The 23638-nt window shown below is 71.9% G+C and carries 16 protein-coding genes and 1 tRNA gene; 9 read left to right on the top strand and 8 right to left on the bottom strand.

Annotation, left to right across the window (positions count from 1 at the left end):
- The first annotated feature begins 135 nt into the window (after window positions 1-135).
- The 3 genes from gltB (at window position 136) to pyk (ending at window position 7652) form a co-directional block, all read left to right on the top strand.
- A complete protein-coding gene (gltB, locus tag BLU55_RS07115) occupies window positions 136-4668 on the top strand; it encodes a glutamate synthase large subunit (RefSeq protein WP_091727737.1) in 4533 nt (1510 codons plus the stop codon).
- Window positions 4661-6139, top strand: a complete 1479-nt coding sequence (locus BLU55_RS07110) for a glutamate synthase subunit beta (RefSeq protein WP_091727735.1) — start codon at window positions 4661-4663, stop codon at window positions 6137-6139. Before gltB ends, BLU55_RS07110 begins: the two co-directional genes overlap by 8 nt.
- 70 nt (window positions 6140-6209) lie before the next feature.
- Window positions 6210-7652, top strand: coding sequence for a pyruvate kinase (gene pyk, locus BLU55_RS07105; protein ID WP_091727732.1), 1443 nt, complete (start codon window positions 6210-6212; stop codon window positions 7650-7652).
- A 1-nt stretch (window position 7653) separates the two neighbouring features.
- On the opposite strand, the gene BLU55_RS07100 is transcribed toward pyk, so the two are convergent.
- Window positions 7654-7729 (bottom strand) — tRNA-Leu (locus BLU55_RS07100).
- A gap of 256 nt (window positions 7730-7985) precedes the next feature.
- Between BLU55_RS07100 and BLU55_RS07095 the strand changes: the two genes are divergently transcribed.
- The gene (locus BLU55_RS07095; protein WP_231917092.1) at window positions 7986-9323 is read left to right on the top strand and encodes an ABC transporter substrate-binding protein; all 1338 of its coding nucleotides are present in this window, start codon (window positions 7986-7988) and stop codon (window positions 9321-9323) included.
- 477 nt (window positions 9324-9800) lie between these two features.
- On the opposite strand, the gene BLU55_RS07090 is transcribed toward BLU55_RS07095, so the two are convergent.
- Genes BLU55_RS07090 through BLU55_RS07075 form a run of 4 tightly spaced genes read right to left on the bottom strand, consistent with a single transcriptional unit; the run spans window position 9801 to window position 13950 of the window.
- Window positions 9801-10703, bottom strand: coding sequence for an ABC transporter ATP-binding protein (locus BLU55_RS07090; protein ID WP_231917091.1), 903 nt, complete (start codon window positions 10701-10703; stop codon window positions 9801-9803).
- Window positions 10700-11626 carry an ABC transporter ATP-binding protein gene (locus BLU55_RS07085; RefSeq protein ID WP_091727729.1) on the bottom strand — a complete coding sequence of 309 codons (927 nt, stop codon included), beginning with the start codon at window positions 11624-11626 and terminating at the stop codon, window positions 10700-10702. The genes BLU55_RS07090 and BLU55_RS07085 overlap by 4 nt, the downstream gene beginning before the upstream one ends.
- On the bottom strand, window positions 11616-12590 hold the full coding sequence (locus BLU55_RS07080) for a branched-chain amino acid ABC transporter permease (protein ID WP_091727726.1): 975 nt from the start codon (window positions 12588-12590) through the stop codon (window positions 11616-11618). The genes BLU55_RS07085 and BLU55_RS07080 overlap by 11 nt, the downstream gene beginning before the upstream one ends.
- A 13-nt stretch (window positions 12591-12603) precedes the next feature.
- The gene (locus tag BLU55_RS07075) at window positions 12604-13950 is read right to left on the bottom strand and encodes a branched-chain amino acid ABC transporter permease (RefSeq protein ID WP_091727723.1); all 1347 of its coding nucleotides are present in this window, start codon (window positions 13948-13950) and stop codon (window positions 12604-12606) included.
- 219 nt (window positions 13951-14169) lie between these two features.
- On the opposite strand from BLU55_RS07075, the gene BLU55_RS07070 reads away from it, so the two are divergent.
- Window positions 14170-14859: an ANTAR domain-containing response regulator gene (locus tag BLU55_RS07070; protein WP_197681120.1), complete on the top strand. Its 690-nt coding sequence runs from the start codon at window positions 14170-14172 to the stop codon at window positions 14857-14859.
- Here the strand turns inward: BLU55_RS07070 and BLU55_RS07065 are convergent.
- Complete coding sequence (locus BLU55_RS07065; protein WP_091727720.1) at window positions 14856-15629, bottom strand: DUF554 domain-containing protein; 774 nt, start codon at window positions 15627-15629, stop codon at window positions 14856-14858. The genes BLU55_RS07070 and BLU55_RS07065 overlap by 4 nt on opposite strands.
- A gap of 128 nt (window positions 15630-15757) precedes the next feature.
- Here BLU55_RS07065 and BLU55_RS07060 point away from each other — a divergent pair, with 128 nt between their 5' ends.
- Window positions 15758-16327 carry a GNAT family N-acetyltransferase gene (locus BLU55_RS07060; RefSeq protein WP_091727716.1) on the top strand — a complete coding sequence of 190 codons (570 nt, stop codon included), beginning with the start codon at window positions 15758-15760 and terminating at the stop codon, window positions 16325-16327.
- 71 nt (window positions 16328-16398) lie between these two features.
- Window positions 16399-19098: a DNA polymerase I gene (gene polA / locus BLU55_RS07055; protein WP_197681119.1), complete on the top strand. Its 2700-nt coding sequence runs from the start codon at window positions 16399-16401 to the stop codon at window positions 19096-19098.
- 10 nt (window positions 19099-19108) lie between these two features.
- Here the strand turns inward: polA and BLU55_RS07050 are convergent, their stop codons facing one another.
- On the bottom strand, window positions 19109-20365 hold the full coding sequence (locus BLU55_RS07050; protein ID WP_091727713.1) for a lipopolysaccharide biosynthesis protein: 1257 nt from the start codon (window positions 20363-20365) through the stop codon (window positions 19109-19111).
- A 92-nt stretch (window positions 20366-20457) separates the two neighbouring features.
- Between BLU55_RS07050 and BLU55_RS07045 the strand changes: the two genes are divergently transcribed.
- Both BLU55_RS07045 and BLU55_RS19405 read left to right on the top strand, forming a co-directional pair.
- Window positions 20458-22194 (top strand): hypothetical protein, encoded by a 1737-nt coding sequence (locus tag BLU55_RS07045; protein WP_091727709.1) that lies wholly within the window; start codon window positions 20458-20460, stop codon window positions 22192-22194.
- A 46-nt stretch (window positions 22195-22240) separates the two neighbouring features.
- On the top strand, window positions 22241-22402 hold the full coding sequence (locus tag BLU55_RS19405) for a DUF2613 family protein (protein ID WP_157682775.1): 162 nt from the start codon (window positions 22241-22243) through the stop codon (window positions 22400-22402).
- 16 nt (window positions 22403-22418) lie between these two features.
- On the opposite strand, the gene BLU55_RS07040 is transcribed toward BLU55_RS19405, so the two are convergent.
- A complete protein-coding gene (locus tag BLU55_RS07040) occupies window positions 22419-23609 on the bottom strand; it encodes a glycosyltransferase family 4 protein (RefSeq protein ID WP_091727706.1) in 1191 nt (396 codons plus the stop codon).
- Between the last annotated feature and the right edge of the window lie 29 nt (window positions 23610-23638).

The following is a 23638-nucleotide window of genomic DNA, read 5'->3' as shown; positions in this document are numbered from 1 at the left end:
GGTAGGCTCAGGGCTCCGCCTGGGCCAACGTCGTCCCAGCATCTGCTCACCACCGCCGCACCGTGCGGGCCCGGGTCGGACGTCGAGTCCCACCTCGGTCCCTGCTGTGCGCCGACCGACGACGGGAGAGGGCACGTGCAGGCATTCCCGCCGCCCCAGGGCCTCTACGACGGAGCCCACGAGCACGACGCGTGTGGCGTCGCCTTCGTGGCCACCATGACCGGTGTGCCGAGCCACGACATCGTGGCCAAGGCGCTCACCGCGCTCCGCAACCTCGACCACCGCGGCGCCGCGGGCGCCGAGATCAACTCCGGCGACGGCGCCGGCATCCTGATGCAGGTGCCGGACCGCTTCTTCCGCGAGGTGGTCGACTTCGAGCTGCCCAAGAAGCACGCGTACGCCGTCGGCACGGCGTTCGTCCCCGGTGACGAGGAGCAGGTCGCCACGACCCGCCGCCGCATCGAGGAGATCGCCGTCGAGGAGGGCCTGACCGTCCTCGGCTGGCGCGAGGTCCCCACCGACCCGTCCTCGCTGGGCCGCACGGCCGTCGACTGCATGCCGTCGTTCAGCCAGCTCTTCGTGGCCTCCGCCGGCAGCCGCCTCATGGGCATGGGCCTGGAGCGTCTCGCCTTCTGCCTGCGCAAGCGCGCCGAGCGCGAGACGGACGTCTACTTCCCGTCGCTGTCGAGCCGCACCATCGCCTACAAGGGCATGCTCACCACCGACCAGCTCGACCACGTCTTCCCCGACCTGGTCGACGAGCGCGTCGAGAGCTCCATCGCGGTCGTGCACTCGCGGTTCTCGACCAACACCTTCCCGAGCTGGCCGCTCTCGCACCCGTTCCGGTTCATCGCCCACAACGGCGAGATCAACACCGTCATGGGCAACCGCAACTGGATGCGGGCCCGCGAGGCGCTGCTCAAGTCCGACCTGATCCCGGGCAACCTCGACCGGTTGTTCCCGATCTGCACCCCCGGGGCCAGCGACTCGGCGTCGTTCGACGAGGTCCTCGAGCTGCTCCACCTCGGCGGGCGCAGCCTGCCGCACTCGGTGCTGATGATGATCCCGGAGGCCTGGGAGAACCACACCGAGATGAGCGCCAAGCGGCGCGCGTTCTACGAGTTCCACTCCACCCTGATGGAGCCCTGGGACGGCCCCGCGTGCGTGGTCTTCACCGACGGGTCCCAGGTCGGCGCGGTCCTCGACCGCAACGGCCTGCGCCCCTCGCGCTACTGGGTGACCGACGACGGCCTGGTCGTGCTGGCCAGCGAGGTCGGCGTGCTCGACATCCCGCAGGAGTCGATCGTGCGCAAGGGCCGGCTGCAGCCGGGCCGGATGTTCCTCATCGACACCGAGGAGCACCGCATCGTCGAGGACGAGGAGGTCAAGGAGGCCCTGGCCGCCGAGCACCCGTACGACGAGTGGCTGCACGCCGGGCTGATCAAGCTGCCCGACATCCCCGACCGCGAGCACGTCATCCACAGCCACGCCTCGGTGACCCGCCGCCAGCAGATCTTCGGCTACACCGAGGAGGAGCTGCGCGTCCTGCTCACCCCGATGGCCAACACCTCGGCCGAGCCGATCGGCTCCATGGGCACCGACACCCCGGTCGCGGTCCTCAGCGACCGTCCGCGGCTGCTGTTCGAGTACTTCGCGCAGCTGTTCGCCCAGGTGACCAACCCGCCGCTGGACGCCATCCGCGAGGAGCTGGTGACCAGCCTCAACGGCAGCATCGGCCCCGAGGCCAACCTGCTCGACCCGACGCCCGCGTCGTGCCGCCAGGTGGTGCTGCCCTTCCCGGTCATCACCAACGACGAGCTGGTCAAGATCCGCCACATCAACCGTGACGGCGACATGCCCGGCTTCATCGCCCACGTCTCGCGCGGGCTCTACGACGTCAACGGCGGGGGCGAGGCGCTGGCCGCGCGGCTGCAGGAGATCTGCGAGGAGGTCAGCGCGGCGATCGCCGAGGGCGCCCGCGTCATCGTGCTCTCGGACCGCCACGCCGACGCCACCCGCGCGCCGATCCCGTCGCTGCTCATGACGGCGGCCGTGCACCACCACCTGGTGCGCGAGAAGACCCGCACCCAGGTCGGCCTCGTGGTCGAGGCCGGCGACGTCCGCGAGGTCCACCACGTCGCCCTGCTCATCGGCTACGGCGCCGCGGCCGTCAACCCCTACCTGGCCATGGAGACCGTCGAGGACCTCGCCCGCGACGGGTTCTACGTCAAGGTCGAGCCCGAGAAGGCCGTGGCCAACCTGGTCAAGTCCCTGGGCAAGGGCGTGCTCAAGGTGATGTCCAAGATGGGCGTCTCCACGGTCGCCTCCTACACCGGCGCCCAGATCTTCGAGGCCCTCGGGCTCTCGCAGGACCTGGTCGACCAGTACTTCACCGGCACCACCTCCAAGCTCGGGGGCGTCGGGCTCGACGTCATCGCCGAGGAGGTCGCGCTGCGCCACCGCACGGCGTACCCCGTCGGCGGCATCGCGCCCGCCCACCGCGAGCTCGAGGTCGGCGGCGAGTACCAGTGGCGCCGCGAGGGCGAGCTGCACCTGTTCGACCCCGAGACCGTCTTCCGCCTGCAGCACTCCACGCGGGCCGGCAAGTACGACGTGTTCAAGCAGTACACCTCCCGCGTCAACGAGCAGTCCGAGCGGCTGCTGACGCTGCGGGGGCTGTTCCGCTTCAAGGACGGCGAGGCCACCGGTCGGCCGCCCGTCGACATCGACGAGGTCGAGCCGGTCTCGGAGATCGTCAAGCGCTTCTCCACCGGCGCCATGTCCTACGGGTCGATCTCGCAGGAGGCCCACGAGACGCTGGCGATCGCGATGAACCGCCTCGGCGGCAAGTCCAACACCGGCGAGGGCGGCGAGGACGCGGAGCGGCTCTACGACCCCGAGCGCCGCTCGTCGATCAAGCAGGTCGCCTCGGGCCGCTTCGGCGTCACCTCGGAGTACCTCACCAACGCCGACGACATCCAGATCAAGATGGCCCAGGGCGCCAAGCCCGGCGAGGGCGGCCAGCTGCCCGGCCACAAGGTCTACCCGTGGGTGGCCAAGACCCGCTACAGCACGCCCGGCGTGGGCCTGATCTCCCCGCCGCCGCACCACGACATCTACTCCATCGAGGACCTCGCCCAGCTGATCCACGACCTGAAGAACTCCAACCCCTCGGCGCGGGTGCACGTCAAGCTCGTCGCCGAGGTCGGGGTCGGGACGGTCGCGGCCGGCGTCTCCAAGGCGCACGCCGACGTGGTGCTCATCTCCGGGCACGACGGCGGCACCGGCGCCTCACCGCTGACCTCGCTCAAGCACGCGGGCGGACCCTGGGAGCTCGGCCTGGCCGAGACCCAGCAGACGCTGCTGCTCAACGGACTGCGCGACCGGATCGTGGTGCAGGCCGACGGCCAGCTCAAGACCGGGCGCGACGTCGTCGTGGCGGCGCTGCTCGGGGCCGAGGAGTACGGCTTCGCGACCGCACCGCTGGTGGTCTCCGGCTGCATCATGATGCGGGTCTGCCACCTCGACACCTGCCCGGTGGGCGTGGCGACGCAGAACCCCGTGCTGCGCGAGCGCTACTCCGGCCAGGCGGAGTACGTCGTCAACTTCTTCACCTACATCGCCGAGGAGGTCCGCGAGCTGCTCGCCGAGCTGGGCTTCCGCAGCCTCGACGAGGCCATCGGCCACGCCGACGTCCTCGACTCCACCGAGGCGGTGAACCACTGGAAGGCCGCGGGCCTCGACATCAGCCCGATCTTCCACGTGCCCGAGCTCCACGAGGACACCGCGCGGCGCCACGTGCGCCCGCAGGACCACGGCCTCGACAAGGCGCTGGACAACGAGCTGATCCGGCTCTCGGCCGACGCCCTCGAGCGCGGCGAGCCGGTGCGCGCCCAGGTGGCGGTCCGCAACGTCAACCGCACGGTCGGGACGATGCTGGGCCACGAGGTGACCAAGCGCTACCGCGGCGAGGGCCTGCCCGACGGCACCATCGACCTGACCCTGGTCGGGTCGGCCGGCCAGTCGTTCGGCGCCTTCGTGCCCCGGGGCGTGACGCTGCGCCTGGAGGGCGACGCCAACGACTACGTCGGCAAGGGCCTCTCCGGCGGACGGATCGTGGTGCGGCCCGACCGGGCGGTCACCTTCGACCCGAGCAAGCACATCATCGCGGGCAACACGATCGCCTACGGGGCCACGTCGGGGCAGATCTTCATCCGCGGCGGCGTCGGCGAGCGCTGCGCCGTGCGCAACTCGGGTGCCCACCTGGTCACCGAGGGCGTGGGCGACCACGGCTGCGAGTACATGACCGGCGGTCGCGTGGTCGTGCTCGGCAAGACCGGGCGCAACTTCGCCGCGGGCATGAGCGGCGGCGTCGCCTGGGTCCTGGACCTCAAGGACTTCCGCGTCAACCAGGAGCTGGTCGAGCTCGGTCCCGTCAGCGGGGACGCCGAGGTCGAGCTGCACGACCTGGTCCGCGCCCACTTCGAGGAGACCGGCTCGGCCGTCGCCGAGGCGCTGCTCGAGGACTGGGAGACCGCCCTGACGCGGTTCACCGAGGTGATCCCGCGTGACTTCCGGATCGTCATGGACGCCAAGGCCAAGGCCGAGGCCGACGGGCTGGACGACCACGAGATCGCGAACAAGATGATGGAGGCCCTCCATGGCTGACCCCAAGGGATTCCTCAAGGACGGGCGCCAGGTCGCGGACCGGCGTCCCGTCGAGGAGCGCACGCACGACTGGAACGAGGTCTACCCCGGTGGCCCCGGTCGCGCCCTGCTGCCGATCATCACCACCCAGGCCGGTCGCTGCATGGACTGCGGCATCCCGTTCTGCCACCAGGGCTGCCCGCTGGGCAACCTGGTCCCCGAGTGGAACGACCTGGTCTGGCGCGACGACTGGGACGCCGCGATCGAGCGGCTGCACGCGACCAACAACTTCCCGGAGTTCACCGGCCGGCTGTGCCCGGCCCCCTGCGAGACCGCCTGCGTGCTGGGCATCAACCAGGACCCGGTGACGATCAAGAACGTCGAGGTCGCGATCGCCGACCGCGCGTGGGAGTCGGGCGCCGTGCGCCCGCAGCCGCCGGAGTGGCTCACCGGCCGCACCGTCGCGGTCGTCGGCTCGGGCCCGGCGGGCCTCGCCGCGGCCCAGCAGCTGACGCGGGCGGGCCACACCGTGGCCGTCTACGAGCGGGCCGACAAGATCGGCGGGCTGCTGCGCTACGGCATCCCGGAGTTCAAGATGGAGAAGAAGGTCCTCGACCGGCGCCTGGACCAGATGCGGCGCGAGGGCACGGTCTTCCGGGCCGGCGTCGACGTCGGCGGCTCGCTCACCGGCGACCAGCTGCGCGAGCGCTACGATGCCGTCGTGCTGGCCATGGGCGCCACCGAGGCGCGCGACCTCGACATCCCGGGTCGCGACCTCCAGGGCATCCACCAGGCGATGGAGTTCCTGCCGCAGTCCAACCGGGCCTCGCTCGGCGAGCCCGCGACGGCGGACGGCTCGGAGCAGATCCGCGCCGACGGCAAGCACGTGGTCATCATCGGCGGCGGCGACACCGGGGCCGACTGCCTCGGCACCTCGATCCGCCAGGGTGCGGCGTCGATCACCCAGCTCGAGATCATGGACCGTCCCGGCGACGAGCGGCCCAGCAACCAGCCGTGGCCGACGTACCCCATGACCTACAAGGTCTCCTCGGCCCACGAGGAGGGCGGCGAGCGCGTCTACTCGGTCTCCACCCAGGAGTTCCTCGGTGACGACCAGGGTCGGGTGCGTGCGCTGCGCCTGGCCGAGGTCCGCTACGAGGACCGCCAGTTCGTCGAGGTCGAGGGCAGCAGCCGCGAGATCCCGGCCGACCTGGTGCTCTTCGCCATGGGCTTCACCGGCCCCGAGAAGGCCGGACTGGTCGAGCAGCTCGACGTCGCCCTGGACGAGCGCGGCAACGTGGCGCGCGACGACGGGTACGCCACCTCGGTGGACGGCGTCTTCGCCGCCGGCGACGTCGGCCGGGGCCAGTCGCTCATCGTGTGGGCCATCGCCGAGGGCCGCGCCGCCGCGGCCGCGGTCGACGTCTACCTCTCGGGCAGCACCACCCTGCCGGCGCCGATCCCGCCGACCGCACGGCCGCTCACCGCCTGACCCGGACGCCCCGGACCCCCACGGGTCCGGGGCGTTGGATCGTTCAACTCGGGAGGGCTAGGCTCGACCCGTGCGAAGAGCAAAGATCGTGTGCACCCTGGGTCCGGCCACCTCCAGCCCCGAGCGGATCCGAGAGCTGGTGGCCGCCGGCATGGACGTCGCCCGTCTCAACCTCTCCCACGGGGCGTACGCCGACCACGAGGCCATCTACCGCCAGGTCCGCGAGGCGGCCGAGGAGTCGGGCCACGGGGTCGGCGTCTTCGTCGACCTCCAGGGCCCCAAGATCCGGCTGGCGAAGTTCAAGGAGGGCTCGGCACGCATCACCGCCGGCCAGGCCTTCGTCATCACCACCCGCGAGGTCCCGGGCAACCACGAGATCGCCGGCACGACGTACGCCGGGCTCCCGGGCGACGTCGGCGTGGGCGACCAGATCCTCATCGACGACGGCAAGGTCCGCCTGCGCGTGAGCGAGGTCGACGGCCAGGACGTGCACACCGTGGTGGTGACCGGTGGCCGCATCAGCGACCACAAGGGCATCAACCTGCCCGGCGTGCCGGTCAGCGTGCCGGCGATGTCGGAGAAGGACATCGAGGACCTCCGCTGGGGCCTGCACCTCGGGGTCGACTTCATCGCGCTGTCCTTCGTGCGCAACGCCCGCGACGCCGAGGACGTGCGCGCGATCATGCGCGAGGAGGGCGTGATGCTCCCCGTGATCGCCAAGATCGAGAAGCCGCAGGCGATCGAGAACCTCGACGAGGTCATCAAGGCCTTCGACGGCTTCATGGTCGCGCGCGGCGACCTCGGCGTGGAGTGCCCGCTCGAGGACGTGCCGTTCCTGCAGAAGCGGGTGGTCACCAAGGCCCGCCGCAACGCCAAGCCCGTCATCGTGGCCACCCAGATGCTCGAGTCGATGATCTCCAGCCCGGCGCCGACCCGCGCCGAGGCCTCCGACGTCGCCAACGCGGTCCTCGACGGTGCCGACGCGGTGATGCTCTCGGGCGAGACCAGCGTGGGGGAGTACCCCATCGAGACGGTCCAGACGATGGCGCGCATCATCGAGTCGACCGAGAACCACGCGCTGCACTCGATGGCCGAGATCGACTGGCAGCCCCGCACCCGCGGTGGCGTCATCGCCAAGGCCGCGGCCGAGGTCGCCGAGCGCACGGGCGCCAAGTTCCTGGTGGCCTTCACCCAGAGCGGCGACTCCGCGAAGCGGCTCGCGCGCTACCGCGGCTCGATCCCGGTGCTGGCGTTCACCCCCGACCCGCAGGTGCGCTCGCAGCTGTCGATGACGTGGGGCGTGGAGACCTTCCAGACCGACGCCGTCGAGCACACCGACGAGATGGTGCGCCAGGTCGACGAGCAGCTGCTGCAGACCGGCCGCGTGCAGGAGGGCGACCTGGTGGTCATCATCGCCGGCAGCCCGCCCGGCATCCCCGGGTCGACCAACGCGCTGCGCATCCACCGGATGGGCGACGCGATCAACGAGGTCGCTCCGGCGTACCGCCGCTAGCTGGTGCCCCGGGTGGGATTCGAACCCACACTGGACGGTGTTTGAGACCGCTTCCTCTGCCGTTGGGATACCGGGGCCACGAGGGCGGGCACACGCTATCCCAGAGCGGGGTTTGTCCAGTCAGCAGCCCGCGCGACCCCGACCGGTCCAGGCCAGTACGTGCGCAACATGTCCGAATCGTCGCGATCGGGGCGGGGTTGGTCACGACTTCGCAACGAGGCGCGTGGGGTGCTGCCCCCTGACCTGCGGCGGAACCTATGTTGTGGGCACTCCGGTGCGGCACAGGTGTGGGTGCACATGTCACGGAGCATGAATCGCGATCACGGAGGTCACATGTCCCGTCCCAACCGCTTCACCCGCCTCGCCGTGCTGGCGGTCGCCGGCACGTTCGCCCTGTCCGCGTGCGGCAGCGGCGACGACTCGAGCAGCGACTCCAGCGGTGGCTCGTCGAGCAGCAGCGGCAGCTCCTCGGAGAAGGCCGGAACGCAGCTCTACTTCGTCGACGGCAACACCGCCAACTACTCCGAGGACTTCGACCCGGGCACCCTCAAGGGCGTCAAGGCGACCTACCCCGGTGCCGAGCTCGGCGACGCCTTCAAGGAGCGCCTGCTGGGCGTCAACAAGAACCTGAAGGACTTCACCTACGGTCCCGAGTCCTACGACGCCACGATCGTGACCGCGCTCGCGGCGATCGCGGCCGACAACGACTCCGGCAAGGCGATCGCCCAGGAGATGGCCAACGTCTCCGGCGGCGGCGAGAAGTGCACCGAGTTCAAGCAGTGCGCCGACCTCCTGGCCGACGGCACCGACATCGACTACGACGGCGTCTCGGGTCCCATCGACCTGAACTCCACCGGCAGCCCCTCGGCCGCCACCATCGGCATCTTCCAGTACGGCGAGGACAACAACTACAGCAACCTCGACTACGTCACCGGCGAGATCCCCGACGAGTCGGACGTCAAGGACAACCAGAAGGTCTCGGGCGGCGCCGGCAACGGCGACGGCACCCTGACCGTCGGCACGCTGCTGCCGGCCACCGGCGACCTCGCCTTCCTCGGCCCCCCGGAGTTCGCGGGCGTCGACCTGGCCGTCAAGGAGATCAACCAGGGCGGCGGCGTCCTCGGCAAGGACGTCAAGCAGGTGAAGGCCGACTCCGGTGACGGTTCGCCCAACATCGCGCCGTCCGAGACCGACAAGCTGCTCCGCGGTGGCGCCGACGCCATCATCGGTGCGGCCTCGTCCTCGGTGTCGCTCTCGGTCATCGACAAGATCACCGGTGCCGGCGTCGTCCAGGTCTCCCCGGCCAACACCTCGACGGCGTTCGACACCTACGCCGACAAGGGCCTGTACTTCCGCACCGCCCCTTCCGACGTCCTGCAGGGCCAGGTCATGGCCCAGACGGTCTCGAGCGACGGCTTCCAGAACATCGCCATCCTGGCCCGCCAGGACTCCTACGGCGAGGCGCTGGCGCAGAACGTGCGCAAGTTCTACGAGGAGGCCGGCGGCAAGGTCGTCAGCTACACCCTGTACGACGCCAACGCGGCCAACTACACCGCCGAGGTCGAGGAGATCAAGGGTCAGGACCCCGACGCGATCGTGCTGATCGCGTTCGACGAGACCAAGAAGATCGTCCCCGAGCTCATCAAGGCGGGTCTCGGCCAGAACGGCTGACCCACCCCGCTCCACCTGCTCCATCCCGACCCCCCGGACCGCTCTGGTCCGGGGGGTCGCGGCGTCCGTGGCCAGCTCGTACCGGCGGCCCGACGTACCGGCGGCCCGACGTGCCGGCGGACGTCATGCGGTGTGGTCACCAGGGCGACCGTTTCGCATGACCTCCCGGGGGACGTCGTGCGGTGTGGTCGCCGGGGCGACCGGCTCGCATGACGTCCCGGACGGCGTCATGCGGCCCGGTCGCCGGTCGACCAGCTCCTACGACGTCCGGGTGGACGTCGTACAGCCTGTTTGCGCGGCCGGCCCGGACGTCATGCGGTGTGGTCGCGGGGGCGACCTGCTCGTACGACGTCCCGGCGGACGTCATGCGCTGTGGTCGTCGGGACGGCCGGTTCGCACGACGTCCACGTGTCGGGCCCCGGACGCGACGACGCCCCCGGCCGAGGGCCGGGGGCGTCGAAAGGTGGAGCAGAGGACCTACTTGTTCGACTCCGCCAGCGTGCCGAGGTAGAGCTCGATGACCTTGGGGTCCTTGGCCAGCGAGGCGCCGGTGGCGGTGTAGGCGTTGCGGCCCTGGTCGAGGACGTAGCCGCGGTCGCAGATCTGCAGGCAGCGGGCGGCGTTCTGCTCGACCATGATGACCGAGACGCCGGCCTTGTTGATCGCCCGCGTCTGGACGAAGACCTCGTCCTGCATGGCGGGGGACAGGCCGGCCGACGGCTCGTCGAGCAGCAGCACGGACGGCTCCATCATCAGGGCGCGACCCATCGCCACCATCTGGCGCTCGCCACCGGAGAGCTGGCCGGCGCGCTGCTTGCGCCGCTCGCCCAGCGCCGGGAACAGCGTGGTGACGAAGTCGAACCGCGAGGCGAACTTCTTGGGGGCCTGGTAGCAGCCCATCTGGAGGTTCTCCTCGATGCTGAGCGAGGGGAACACGTTGTTGGTCTGGGGCACGAAGCCGATGCCCTTGGCGACCAGCGTGTCCGCCCGCTCGTTGGTGACCTCCTGGCCGCGCAGCGTGACGGTGCCGGAGTTGATCCGGACCAGGCCGAACAGCGCCTTGAGCAGCGTCGACTTGCCGGCGCCGTTGGGGCCGATGATGCCGACGAGCTCGCCCTCCTGGCAGTAGAGGTCGGCGCCGTTGAGGATGTTGACGCCGGGCAGGTAGCCCGCCAGCAGGTCGTCGGCCCGGAGGACGGCGCCCTCGGCGGCCTGCAGGTGGACCTTGCGGGCCTCCTGGTCGACCTTGGGGGCGTAGGGGTCGGCCTCGGCGACGATCTCGCCGTCCTCGGAGACCACCGGCTCCTCGGTGGGCTTGTTGGCCGCCGCCAGCGGGTCCTCGGCGGCCGCGGCGTCGTGGTCGTGGGGTGTCTGGCTCACGCGGAGTGGTCCTTTCCGTGCTCGGCCTCGACGACCTGCTCGAGCTCGCTGATGTCGGTGTCGTGGTGCGCGCCGAGGTAGGCGTCGATCACGCGCTGGTCGGTCATGATCGAGCGCGGGGGACCCTCGGCGATCACCTTGCCCTGGGCCATCACGATGACCCAGTCGGAGATGTCGCGGACCATGTCCATGTCGTGCTCGACGAAGAGGACGCTCATGCCCTCCTCGCGCAGCGACTTCACGTGGGTCAGCAGCGACTGCTTCAGCGCCGGGTTGACTCCCGCCATCGGCTCGTCGAGCATCACCAGCTCGGGCCCGACCATGAGGGCGCGGGCCATCTCGAGCAGCTTGCGCTGGCCGCCCGACAGGGAGCCGGCGAAGTCCTGCTCCTTGGCGTCGAGCTTGAAGCGGCCGAGCAGCTCGCGCGCCCGCTCGGTGATCTCCTGCTCCTGGCTCTTCCAGAGGAAGGGCAGGGCGCCGGCCCAGAACTTCTCGCCGCGCTGGGAGGTGGCCCCCAGGCGCATGTTCTCGAGCACGGTCAGCTTGGAGAGCACCTTGGTCAGCTGGAACGTGCGCACCATCCCGAGGCGGGCCACGCGGTAGGCGGACTTGCCCTTGAGGGAGGTGCCGTTGAAGCTCCAGGACCCGGAGTCGGGCTGGTCGAAACCGGTCAGCAGGTTGAAGAAGGTCGTCTTGCCGGCGCCGTTGGGGCCGATCAGCGCGGTGATGACACCGCGCTGGATCTCGACGTGCTCCACGTCGACGGCCGTGAGGCCGCCGAAGGTGCGGCGCACGTCGGAGGCGACGACGATCGGGTCCTTCTTCTTCACGCCGGGCTCGGTGGGCAGGCCCTCGAGGTCGGCGCGGCCCTGGTCGGCCACCGAGCGCGTCGGGGTCGAGGTGGGAGAGGTGTCAGCGGGCATCGAGCGCGATCTCCTTCCGGTCGCCGAAGATCCCCTGGGGTCGGTAGATCATCAGCAGCATCAGCACCAGGCCGACCAGCATGAGCCGGACGTTGGAGGCCTGGTCGGCGTTCATGAACTGCGCCACGGTGGGGTTGGACGAGAGGTCCGAGAGGATCGTGCCGAGGAACGACAGCACCGCCCAGAACAGGATCGCCCCGACGACCGGCCCCAGCACGCGCGCGGCGCCACCGAGGATGAGCATCGTCAGCGCGATGAAGGTGAAGTCCAGGTTGAAGGTGTCGGCCTGGACCGAGGCGGCGCCGAAGGCACCGACGAAGCCGCCGATGCAGCCGATGACGCCGCCGAGGACGAGCGCCTGCATCTTGTAGCCGTAGACGTTCTTGCCCAGCGAGCGGACGGCGTCCTCGTCCTCGCGGATGCCGCGCAGCACGCGGCCCCACGGCGAGCGCATCAGGGCCCACACGAGCACGCAGATGAGGATCACGACGGTCCAGCCGACGATGATCGTCCACAGCTCGTTGCGGCTGAAGGTGAGGAAGAACCCGTCGTAGTCCGGCAGCGGGTTGAGGCTGCGGAAGCCGTCGGCGAAGCCGGTGACGCCGTCCTTGCCGCGGAAGTACTCGCGGAAGGAGGTGCCGAAGACGAGCCGGAGGATCTCCGCGGCCGCGATGGTGACGATGGCCAGGTAGTCGGCGCGCAGCCGCAGCGTGGGCACGCCGAGGATCAGCGCCAGCGCCACCGCGAAGAGGATCGCGATGAGCATGGCCGGGATGGTCGGCAGGCCGCTGGTCGCGATGGCCGCGCCCATGATGTAGCCGCCGATGGCGAGGAAGGCGGCCTGGCCGAAGTTCAGCAGGCCGGCGTAGCCGAACTGGATGTTGAGTCCGATGGCGGCCAGGCAGTAGGAGATGGCCACGTAGCCGAACCCGTCGTGGAGGGCTCCGGTGATTGCGTCGAGCATGTCGTGTCCTTCCTCAGCCGATCCTCTGGGCCCGTCCGAGCAGGCCTTGTGGCCTGAACAGCAGCACGATGATCAGCAGGATCATGGCGCCGGCGTACTTCAGCTCGGAGGGGATGAACAACGTCGAGGTCTCGACGAAGACGCCGATGATCAGCGAGCCGACCATGGCGCCCCAGATGGAGCCGAGGCCACCGACGCAGGTGGCGGCGAAGATCAGCAGCAGCACCTGGGCGCCGAGCTGGTAGGTCACCGACTGGGAGAAGCCCAGGAACGCACCGCCGAGACCTGCGAGCGCGGCCCCGAAGATCCAGACCGTGGTGATCACCCGGTTGACGTTGATGCCCGTCGAGGCGGCGAGCGCGGGGTTGTCCGAGACCGCGCGGGTGGCCCGGCCCAGGCGGGTGAACTGCAGCGCCATCGTGACGGCGACGAGCGTCAGGAGGCTGACGGCGATGATCACGATGTCGCGGGTGGTGTAGGTGAACAGGCCGAAGGCGTCCTGGCCGACCGGGGTGACGTACTCGCGGTAGGTCAGCGAGCGACCGCCGGTGAAGTACTGGTAGAGGTTGCGCAGCAGGAACTGCAGGCCGATGGAGACGATCATCATCGCGATCAGACCGGTGCCGCGGCGGCGCAGCGGGGCCCACAGGCCCTTGTCGTTGAGCCAGCCGAAGGCCGCGGAGAGCACGACCGCCATCAGCACGGAGACCACGATCGGCAGCCCGAAGACGCGGTTGCCCATGTAGGTCATCACGGCGCCGAAGGTGACCAGCTCGCCGTGGGAGAAGTTCGTCAGGCCGGTGGTGCCGAAGACCATCGACAGGCCGAGCGCGCCCAGCGACAGCACGATGCCGAAGAGCAGGCCGTTGTAGAGCAGCTGCGGCACCTGGTCCCACTTGGTCGACACCTGGCGGTTGTCGGGGCCGAGCGCGAAGTTGGCCGTGATGGTGCTCAGGCTGCCCGTCGGCTTGAGGGTGTCGGGAGCGCCGGGACGCAGGTCGACGCCGTCGGGGAGGGTGTCGGTGTCGAGGACGACGCTGAGGGTGCCGTCGTCGGAGGCCGGCACCGAGATCTCGAAGCGGCCCTCGTCGTTGCTCTCCCCGGTGTAGGTCTCGCCCTTGCTGGACTCGACGTTGATCGTCACCCCCGGCACCGGGTTGTTGGCGTCGGCGGAGTTGCGCAGCGTCCCGATGACGGTGCGGTCACCGTCTGCGGCCTGCGCGGGCGACCCGAGGGCCAGGACGGCGAACACGCTGGACATCACCAGCAGCAGCAGGGTGGCGGCGGGGCCGCGACCACGGGTGCGGCCGGTCGCGCGGGCGGTCCCGCGGTGGGGCGCTCGTCGGCTCGAGGGCGGCATGGTCCTCCATTCACGGATGGCGCCGGAGGGTCCCGGCAGGGGCAGACCTGACGCCGTCGGACGGCGTCCGACGGCGGGGTGGGGGTGAGCATAAGGCGTGGCGTGACCTGCAGCACGTCACCGCCGATCGTGGAGCATCCCCGTTACCGGACTGTTTCCTCGCGACGTCTTCCGTGATCGGGCCGGGGTCCCCGAGCGCGGGGCGCTAGCCTGCTGCCCGTGAGCGAGCAGACCCCTCGACCGCCGTCGGGCGCGACCCCCGGGAGCACCCCCGGGACGGGCGCAGGCGCGGCCCCCCGCGTGGTGATCGCCGAGGACGAGGCGCTGATCCGCATGGACCTCGCCGAGATGCTCGAGGAGGAGGGGTACGTCGTGGTCGGCCAGGCCGACGACGGCGAGAAGGCCGTCGCGATGGCCACCGAGCTGCGCCCCGACCTGGTCATCCTCGACGTCAAGATGCCCCGGCTCGACGGCATCGCCGCGGCCGAGCAGATCGCGCGCCAGCGGATCGCGCCGGTCGTCATCCTGACGGCGTTCAGCCAGCGTGACCTGGTGGAGCGGGCCCGCGACGCGGGTGCGATGGCCTACCTGGTCAAGCCCTTCGACCAGACCGACCTGGTGCCGGCGGTCGAGATGGCGCTGAGCCGCTTCGCCGAGCTGCGCCAGGTCGAGGCCGAGGTCGCCGACCTGCAGGAGCGCCTGGAGACCCGCAAGGCGGTCGACCGCGCCAAGGGCGTGCTGCAGGAGCGCCTGTGCCTGACCGAGCCCGAGTCGTTCCGCTGGATCCAGAAGACGGCGATGGACCTGCGGCTGTCGATGCGCCAGGTGGCCGACGGCGTGGTGCTGCACGGCCCGGGCGGCTCCGGCCCGGCCCGCAGCGGCGGGTCCGGCGGCCCCGACGTGGTCTAGCGCACCACCACGACCAGCTGCGTCAGCAGCGGTGCCACCACCAGCGCCGGGAGCAGGTCGGCGACCTTGACCTGCTTGAGGTCGAGCAGCCGCAGCGCCACCCCGACGAGCAGCAGCCCGCCCGTGGCGGTGAGAGCGGCCAGGTGGGCGTCGGGGACGAAGCTGCCCAGGCCCGCACCGAGCACGGTCAGCCCGCCCTGCACCACGACCAGCGAGAGCACGCTGGCGCCGACCCCCCAGCCGAACGACGCCGCGAAGGCGATGGCCGCGAAGCCGTCGAGGGCGCTCTTGAGGAGCAGCTGGTCGGCGCCGTTGCCCAGCCCCTCCTGGAGCGAGCCCAGGATGGTGAGGGGGCCGACGCAGAACACGAGGGAGCTGACGACGAAGCCCTGGACGAACCGTGCCCGGGCGCGCTCGGCGGCGTCGTCCTGGTCGGGGCCGCGGCGCGCACGTCGGGTGGCGGCGCGCTGCAGCAGGCCGCCCAGCGCCTCCAGCCGGTCCTCGATCCGCAGCAGCGAGCCGGTGATCCCGCCGACGAGGACCGAGCCCAGGACGACCAGCAGGGGAGCGGCGTCGCCGACCGCGTCCGACAGGGCCGCGTCACCGACCGCGGCGGCGGAGCCGGCCGCGATGAGCAGCGTCACCAGGCCGAGCCCGTCGGTGACCACGGTGCGGGTGCGCTCGGGGAGGCGGTGGCCGACGGAGGTGCCCACGAGGGTGCCCAGCAGCACCGTCACGACGTTGACGAGCGTGCCGACCCCCGGGAACATCCATCTCCTTTACAACGCAACTACGACGGCGGATAGTCTCTCACCGTCCGGGTCCGCCGACGGGTCCGGCGTCTCGGGTCGAGTGTGTCCACGCATCCTGCGTCTCGTCCGTGTCCACAGGAGGTCCGATGCCGCGCCAGGCGCCACAGATCCGTGATGCCGTCCCGGAGGACGCCGAGCGGCTGCTGCAGCTGTGGGCGGAGACGACCCGCACCGGCGAGGGCAGCGAGCAGGCCCGGCGCGACGCCGAGCAGTCGCTGGCCAACCTCGCGCTCAACCCCGACGAGCGGCTCCTGGTCGCCGAGTGCGACGAGCGCATCGTCGCGGCGCTGCACCTCCAGCGCGGGCCGATCTCGCCGCTCTCGCTCGACACCGCGGTGCACACCTCCTACCTGGTGGTGCTCCCGGCCTACCGCCGCCACGGCTACGCCCACGCGCTGATGGAGGCCGCGGTCACCTGGGCCGAGGAGAAGGACGTCGAGCAGCTCAGCGCCTTCACCGACGGCAACCGCGAGACCAACCGCTTCTTCGCCCGCCTGGGCCTGCAGACCGTGGCCACGGTGCGGCTGGTGAGCACCCCCGCCCTGCGCAAGAAGCTCTCGGTGGAGCGCGCCCGGGCCGGTGCCGGCACCAACCGCCACCTCGTCGAGGTGCTCGCCCAGCGGCGCTCCGCCCGGCGTCGCCAGGCCGGCGCCTGAGCCTGCCGACCGGCGCTCGACGGCTCCACCGCGCCCGCGGCGCTGTCGGTGCCCCGCGTTAGGGTCGGCCCGTGGCCGAGTCAGCTGAGATCACCCGCCCGCGCCTGCTCCTGCTGGACGGGCACTCGTTGGCCTACCGGGCCTTCTTCGCCCTGCCCGTGGACAACTTCTCCACCACCACGGGGCAGCACACCAACGCGGTCTACGGCTTCGTCTCGATGCTCATCAACGTGCTGCGCGACGAGCAGCCCACCCACCTCGCGGTCGCCTTCGACGTCTCGCGCCAGACCTTCCGCTCCGAGGCCTACGTCGACTACAAGGCCAACCGGTCGACCTCGCCCTCGGAGTTCGGCGGGCAGGTCTCGCTGATCAAGGAGGTGCTCAACGCGCTGCGGGTGCCGTTCCTGGAGAAGGACGGCTTCGAGGCCGACGACATCATCGGCACCCTGGCCACCCAGGCCTACGCCGACGACTTCGAGGTCCTCATCTGCTCGGGCGACCGCGACTCCTTCCAGCTGGTCAACGAGCGCACCACCGTGATCTACCCGATGCGCGGCGTCTCGGAGATGAAGCGGATGACGCCCGAGGCCGTCGAGGAGAAGTACGGCCTCGCCCCGGCGCGCTACCCCGAGCTGGCGGCGCTGGTCGGGGAGACCTCCGACAACCTGCCCGGCGTGCCCGGCGTCGGCCCCAAGACCGCCGCGAAGTGGATCGCGACCTACGACGGCCTCGAGAACGTCATCAACCGCGCGGAGGAGATCAAGGGCAAGGCCGGCGAGAGCCTGCGCGAGCACCTGGGCGACGTGATCCGCAACCGCCAGCTCAACGCGCTCGTGGTCGACCTCGACCTGCCGCTGGTGCCCACCGACCTCGCCGTCCAGCCCTGGGACCGCCAGGAGGTGCACACCCTGTTCGACGGCCTCGAGTTCCGGGTGCTGCGCGACCGGCTCTTCGAGACCCTCGAGTCGGTCGAGGACATCGACGACTCGGGCTTCGCCCTCGACTCGACCCGGCTCGAGCCCGGCGCGGTGGGTGCCTGGCTCGCCGAGCACGCCAGCGACGGCCAGCGCGTCGGGGTGCACGTGGAGGGGGAGTGGCGCGCCGGGTCGGGCGAGGTCCTCACGCTCTCGTTCGCCACCGCTGCGGGCACCGCCGCTCACCTGGTCGTCGAGCAGCTGGCGCCGGAGGACGACGCCGCCGTCGTGACCTGGTTCGGCGACGCCGGGCAGCCCAAGGTGCTCCACGACGCGAAGGGCCCGCTGCTGGCCCTGGCCGCCCGCGGCTGGCAGCTGCGGGGCCTCGAGCGCGACACCGCCCTCTCGGCCTACCTGGCCCGGCCCGACCAGCGCTCCTACGACCTGGCCGACCTGACCGTGCGCTACCTCAAGCGCGAGCTGAAGCAGAACGTCGTCGACGACGGCCAGCTGAGCCTGGACGGCCTCGACGGCGACGCGGGCGACGCGGGGGCCGAGACGGCGATGCTGCACGCCGGTGCGGTCCTCGACCTGGCGGCCGCGCTCGACCAGGAGCTCGAGGAGCGGGGCGGCACCCAGCTGCTCGCCGACGTCGAGCTGCCGCTGATCGACGTGCTCGTCGCGATGGAGCAGGTCGGCATCGCCGTCGACCGCGAGCTGCTCTCCGAGCTGGAGGCGGGCTTCGGGGTCGGGGTCCGCGAGGCGGCCGACGACGCCTACGGCGTCATCGGCAAGGAGATCAACCTGGGCTCCCCCAAGCAGCTGCAGACCGTGCTGTTCGACGAGCTCGACATGCCCAAGACCAAGCGCACCAAGACCGGCTGGACGACCGACGCCGACGCGCTGCAGGGCCTCTACGAGAAGACCGAGCACCCCTTCCTGCTCCACCTGCTGCGCCACCGCGACGTGATCCGGCTGCGCCAGACCGTGGAGGGCCTGCTCAAGACGGTCTCCGACGACGGGCGCATCCACACGACGTTCAACCAGCTGATCGCCGCGACCGGACGGCTGTCGAGCACCGACCCCAACCTGCAGAACATCCCGGTCCGCACCGAGGCCGGGCGCCGGATCCGCGAGGGCTTCGTGGTCGGTCCCGGCTGGGCCGAGCTGATGACGGCCGACTACTCCCAGATCGAGATGCGCATCATGGCGCACCTGTCCGAGGACGAGGCGCTGATCGCGGCGTTCCGCTCGGGGCACGACTTCCACTCCGTCACCGCGGGGCGCGTCTTCGACGTCGACCCGACCGACGTCACGGGCGAGATGCGGGCCAAGATCAAGGCGATGAACTACGGCCTCGCCTACGGCCTGTCGGCGTTCGGCCTCTCCCAGCAGCTGCGCATCGACACCAGCGAGGCCCGTGGCCTCATGGACGAGTACTTCGAGACCTTCGGCGGCATCCGCGACTACCTCGGCGGAATCGTCGACGAGGCCCGGCGCAGCGGCTTCACCGAGACCATCATGGGGCGCCGCCGCTACCTGCCCGACCTGACCAGCGACAACCGGCAGCGGCGCGAGATGGCCGAGCGGATGGCCCTCAACGCACCCATCCAGGGCTCGGCCGCCGACATCATCAAGGTCGCCATGCTCAAGGTCGACGCGGCGCTGCGGGCCGAGGGGCTCACCTCGCGGCTGCTGCTCCAGGTCCACGACGAGCTGGTGCTCGAGGTGGCCCAGGGCGAGCGCGAGCAGCTCGAGGCGCTGGTGCGCCGCGAGATGGCCGCGGCCGCCGACCTGACCGTGCCCCTCGACGTGTCCGTCGGCACCGGCATGAGCTGGCACGAGGCCGCGCACTAGCCGACCGGCGCTAGCCGACCCGGGCGTCCTCGCGCACGACCGTCCGGCTGCCCCGCAGGCCGTGCACGCTGGTGGCGAGCAGGGCCAGCATGACCACGGCGTCGACGGCCACCACGACCAGCGCCAGCGACGTCGCGTCGTCGACCGCGCGGGTGGCCAGCACCAGGGCGACCAGGCCGCCCCACAGCAGGTAGACCGACCGGCGCGACTGCCGGGCGACCACGCTGTAGACGAGCAGCTGCACCACCGACAGCACGGTGCCGAGGATCGCGAACAGCCAGAGCCGGTCCTGGATCTCGGCGTATTCCGGGCCGCCGACGAAGACCAGCGCCAGGCCGCTCAGCACCAGGGCGCCCAGCGTCGAGACCACGCCCAGGACCAGCACGACGCCCACGCTGCCGGCCAGCGCACGGCCTCGGCTGCGACCGTCGGACATCGACGGGAAGGCGACCACGACCACGAACTGCGGCAGGAACAGCACCGCCTTGACGAGGATCAGGCCGCCGGCGTAGAGCCCCGACTCGTGGCCGCCGAGCACGTCGCGCGCGATGATGACGTCGGCGTTGGAGAGCGCGAAGAACGCGAGCAGCGCGTGGGAGTTGCGGAAGGTCTCGGCCAGGATGCTGCGCTCGTCGTGGAGCCCGGTCGCTGCCTGGCTGCGACCCGGCGCGGAGCGGCGCAGCGCCCACCACCCGACCACGACGGGGGCGACGAAGGCGACGGTCACCGCCAGCACGGCCATGGTCTCGGTCGGGCGCCACGCCAGCAGCGCGCCGCCGAGGAGCAGGCGAGGCACCCCGGCCGCGAGGTAGAGCGCCGCGAGGGCCCGCCACCGCCGCTCGCCCTGGAGGACCCCGGCCTGGCCGCCCATCACCGTCATCGGCAGCGCGGTGAACGCCACCAGGACCGCGGTGGGCAGGCTGCCGAGGTGGAGCAGCCGGTCGACCAGCGGCGAGAGCAGCAGGCAGACCAGGGCCAGGACGGCGGCCGCGCCGTAGGTGACCCGCATCAGCGCCCGCTCGACCTCGGCGACGCTCTCGGGCTGGGCCGCGATCCGGCGCGCGCCGGTGGTCTGCAGGCCCAGCTGGAGGACGCCGATGACGAGCAGCAGGCCCATCACGGCGGCGAAGGCGCCGTAGCTGCCGGGGCCGAGGAGCCGGGCCGCCACCATGGTGTAGCCGTAGGTGGTCACGTTCATGACGGCCATGGCCACGGCGATGACCCCGCCGTTGCGCGTCCAGTCGCCGCGCGTGCTGCCCTCCGTCACCAGGTGAGCCTACGGGGCGCGGTTCCGGGTGGTTTGATCTGGTGTCGCTCCGACGAACCGCGCCGGGGCGCCGCAGCCGGGGAGGCCGAGACGTGGGGTCGACGTGGCGTCGCCGGCTGCCCGTGGTGTGGGTGCTGGTGCTCGCGGTGGTGCTGCTCGGACCGGCGCTGCTGCCGGGCCACGTGCTGACCTACGACATGGTCTGGGTGCCCGACCTGGCGCTGACCCGCGACGCCCTGGGCGTGGGCAGCGCGCTCCCGCGTGCGGTGCCCTCCGACGCGGTGGTGGCGGTCCTCGACGAGGTGGTGCCGGGCCAGCTGCTGCAGCACCTCGTGCTGCTCGGGACCCTGGTCGGGGCCGGTCTCGGCGTGCTCCGGCTCGCCGACCGCGGCTCCCTGGTGGCGCAGCTGGTGAGCGCCACGGCGTACGTCTGGAACCCGTTCGTGGTCGAGCGGCTGGTGATGGGGCACTGGCCGGTCCTGGTGGGGTACGCCGTCGCCCCGTGGGTCGTCTCGGCGGTGCTCGCCTGGCGACGCAGCGGCGTGGTGCCCGCGTCCCTGTGGGGGCTGGTCCCGCTGGGCAGCCTGAGCGCCAGCACCGGGCTGGTGACCGCCCTGCTCCTGCTGGCCACCACCCTCACCGTCGGGCCGGCCCGTCGGGGGCGGGGACTGCTGGTCGTCGCGGCGACGCTGCTCGTGGCGAACGCGCCGTGGCTGGTGTCGGGGCTGCTGCACGCGTCGGTCGCGACGACCGACGCGGGCGCGTCGAGCCGGTTCGCCCTGCAGGACGAGGGCGGGCTCCCGGGCCCGCTGGCCGCTCTCACGCTCGGCGGCATCTGGAACGCCGAGGTCGTCCCCGCCAGCCGGCTGGGCGTCCCGGGCTGGCTGTGGCTGGCGGCCGTCGTGGTGCTGGTCGTGCTGGGCGCCACCGGGCTGCGCCGCCGGCTCGGGACCCCGCTGGTCGCGGCCCTGGCGGGGTGTGCCGTTCTCGGCTGGGGCGCGGCGACCCTGTCCTGGGTCGCGCCGACGGCGCTGGGCTCGCTGGCCGCGTCGGTGCCCGGGGGAGGGGTGCTGCGCGACAGCACCCGGCTGCTCGCCCTGGTCGCCCCCGGGCTGGCGCTGGTCCTCGGGGAGGGAGCGGCCCGGCTGGTCCGGGCGCTGCCGGCGGCGGCGCGCCCGGGACTGGGCGTGGCGCTGGTGCTGCTCCCGGTCGCCACGCTGCCCGACGCCGGCCTCGGCGCGGGCGGTCGGCTGGAGGCGGTCGAGCTCCCCGCCGACCTGGCGGCGGCCCGCGCGGTCGTGGCGGGGCTCGACGGCGACGTGGTGCTGCTGCCGTTCAGCAGCTACCGCCAGCCGGCCTGGAACGGCGACCGCAAGGTGCTCGACCCGACCGGGCGCGCCCTGGGACGCGACTTCGTGGCCGACGACGCGCTGTCCGTGGGCGGTCGCGTCGTGCCGGGGGAGGACCCCCGCGCACGGGCCGTCGGCGAGGCGCTCCGACAGGGGGACGAGCGCGCCCGCGCCGACGCCCTGCGCGACCTCGGCATCGGCGTGGTGGTCACCGAGCGCGACGCCGGCGAGGCGCCCGCGGTCGCCGGCCGCACGGCGTACGACGGCGACGTGCTGCTCGTGCAGGCCCTGGGCGACGTCGCCCCGCCGGTCGTCCCGCGCACCTGGGTGGTGGCCATGACCCTGGCCTGGGCGGCGTACGTCGGGGCGCTGGTGGCGGGCACCGTCCTGGGCCTGCTCCGGGCCGTGGGCGCCCGACGAGGGCGGCGTCACGAGGGCCGGACCAGCCCACCGCGCGGCGCGACCCCGCCGATGCGGTGATCGGGCCTACCTGTTGGTAGGGTCACCGGCGACTAGGGAGGTCCACATGGTGGGAACGTCGATCGTGACGACCATCGCCAGCGTTGTCGCCGGCGGAGCAGTAGCAGCGGTCAGCATCGTGGGGCTGGTGAGCTCGCAGACCAGCGCGCCCAGCGAGTCGCCGGCCGACGTCAACGCCCCCGTCGTCATCGACTACGGCAGCAACTGACCTCCCGTCCCGCCCGCTAGGACTCGTCGGGGTCCTGGCTCTCCACGCGTCGGCCCGCCAGCACCTCGCGCAGCACCACGGCGAAGGACTCCTGGGCGTGCTCCCAGGTGAAGAGGTGGCTCATCCGTCGTGCCCCGGCCGAGAGCCGTGAGCGCAGCTCCGGGTCGCGCAGCAGCGCGCCCAGCGCGGCCGTGAGCTCGTCGGGGTCGTCGACCAGCAGCCCGGAGACGCCGTCCTCGATGGACTCGCGGGTGCCGCCCGCGCTGGCGTAGGCCACCGTCGGGGTGCCGTGCATGCCGGCCTCGCCGACGACCAGGCCCCAGCCCTCCTTGAGCGAGGGCAGGGCCAGCACCCACGCCTGCTGGTAGACCTCGTGCTTGCGCTGCTCGTCGACGTGGCCCTCGAAGACGACCGAGCCGGCCGCGTGGGTCTCGGCGTGCTCGTGCAGGCGGCCCTCCCACCAGCCGCCGCCGACGACGTGCAGGCGCAGGTCGGGGAACTCCTCGCGCAGCGCCACGGTGGCGTCGATGGCGTGCTCGACCTGCTTGTGGGGGACCAGCCGCCCGACGACCGCGACCAGCGGGTGGTCGGCCTCGGCGGTGCCCGTGGGCACGGCCGGGTCGGTGCCGTTGTGCACCACGGCCACGCGGCGCCCCCGCACCCCGAGCTCACGCAGCTCCGTGCGCGTGGCGCGCGACACCGCGACGTACTGCGAGCTCCGGTAGAGCACGGGGGAGAGCCGGTGCTCGATCCACCAGCCGACGCGGCCCACCAGGCCGGGGTAGACGACCGGCCACTGCTCGCGGTGCACGTGGTGGACCAGCACCACGACGGGCGCGCGGGTGACCAGCCGCGAGAAGAACGGCAGGCCGTTCTGGACGTCGACCACGAGGTCGGGCTCGCCGAGGTCGCCGCGCCGCAGCGCGCGCATGCCGGCGGGGTAGACCGAGAGCTTGGAGCCGCGGCGCACGAACCGGATGCCGTCGCGGGTCTCGTCGGGCGGTGCGGCAGCGTGCGCGGCGCAGAAGATGGTCACGTGGGCGCCGCGGGCGACCAGCCCGGCGGCCATCTGCTCGAGGTAGCGCTCGGCGCCGCCACCCTCCGGGTTGTGGGTGTCGCGCCAGCTGAGGAAGACGATCCGGGCGCCGTCGAGGGCGTCGCTCCCGAGCGGCGGACCGGGGTGGGACGAGGCGTCGGGGCGGGGCATGCGGGGCACCCTAGGCCCACGGGTACGCT

Source organism: Nocardioides scoriae (assembly GCF_900104965.1).
Classification (GTDB): domain Bacteria; phylum Actinomycetota; class Actinomycetes; order Propionibacteriales; family Nocardioidaceae; genus Marmoricola; species Marmoricola scoriae.
This window is presented reverse-complemented; position numbering and strand designations above follow the sequence as displayed.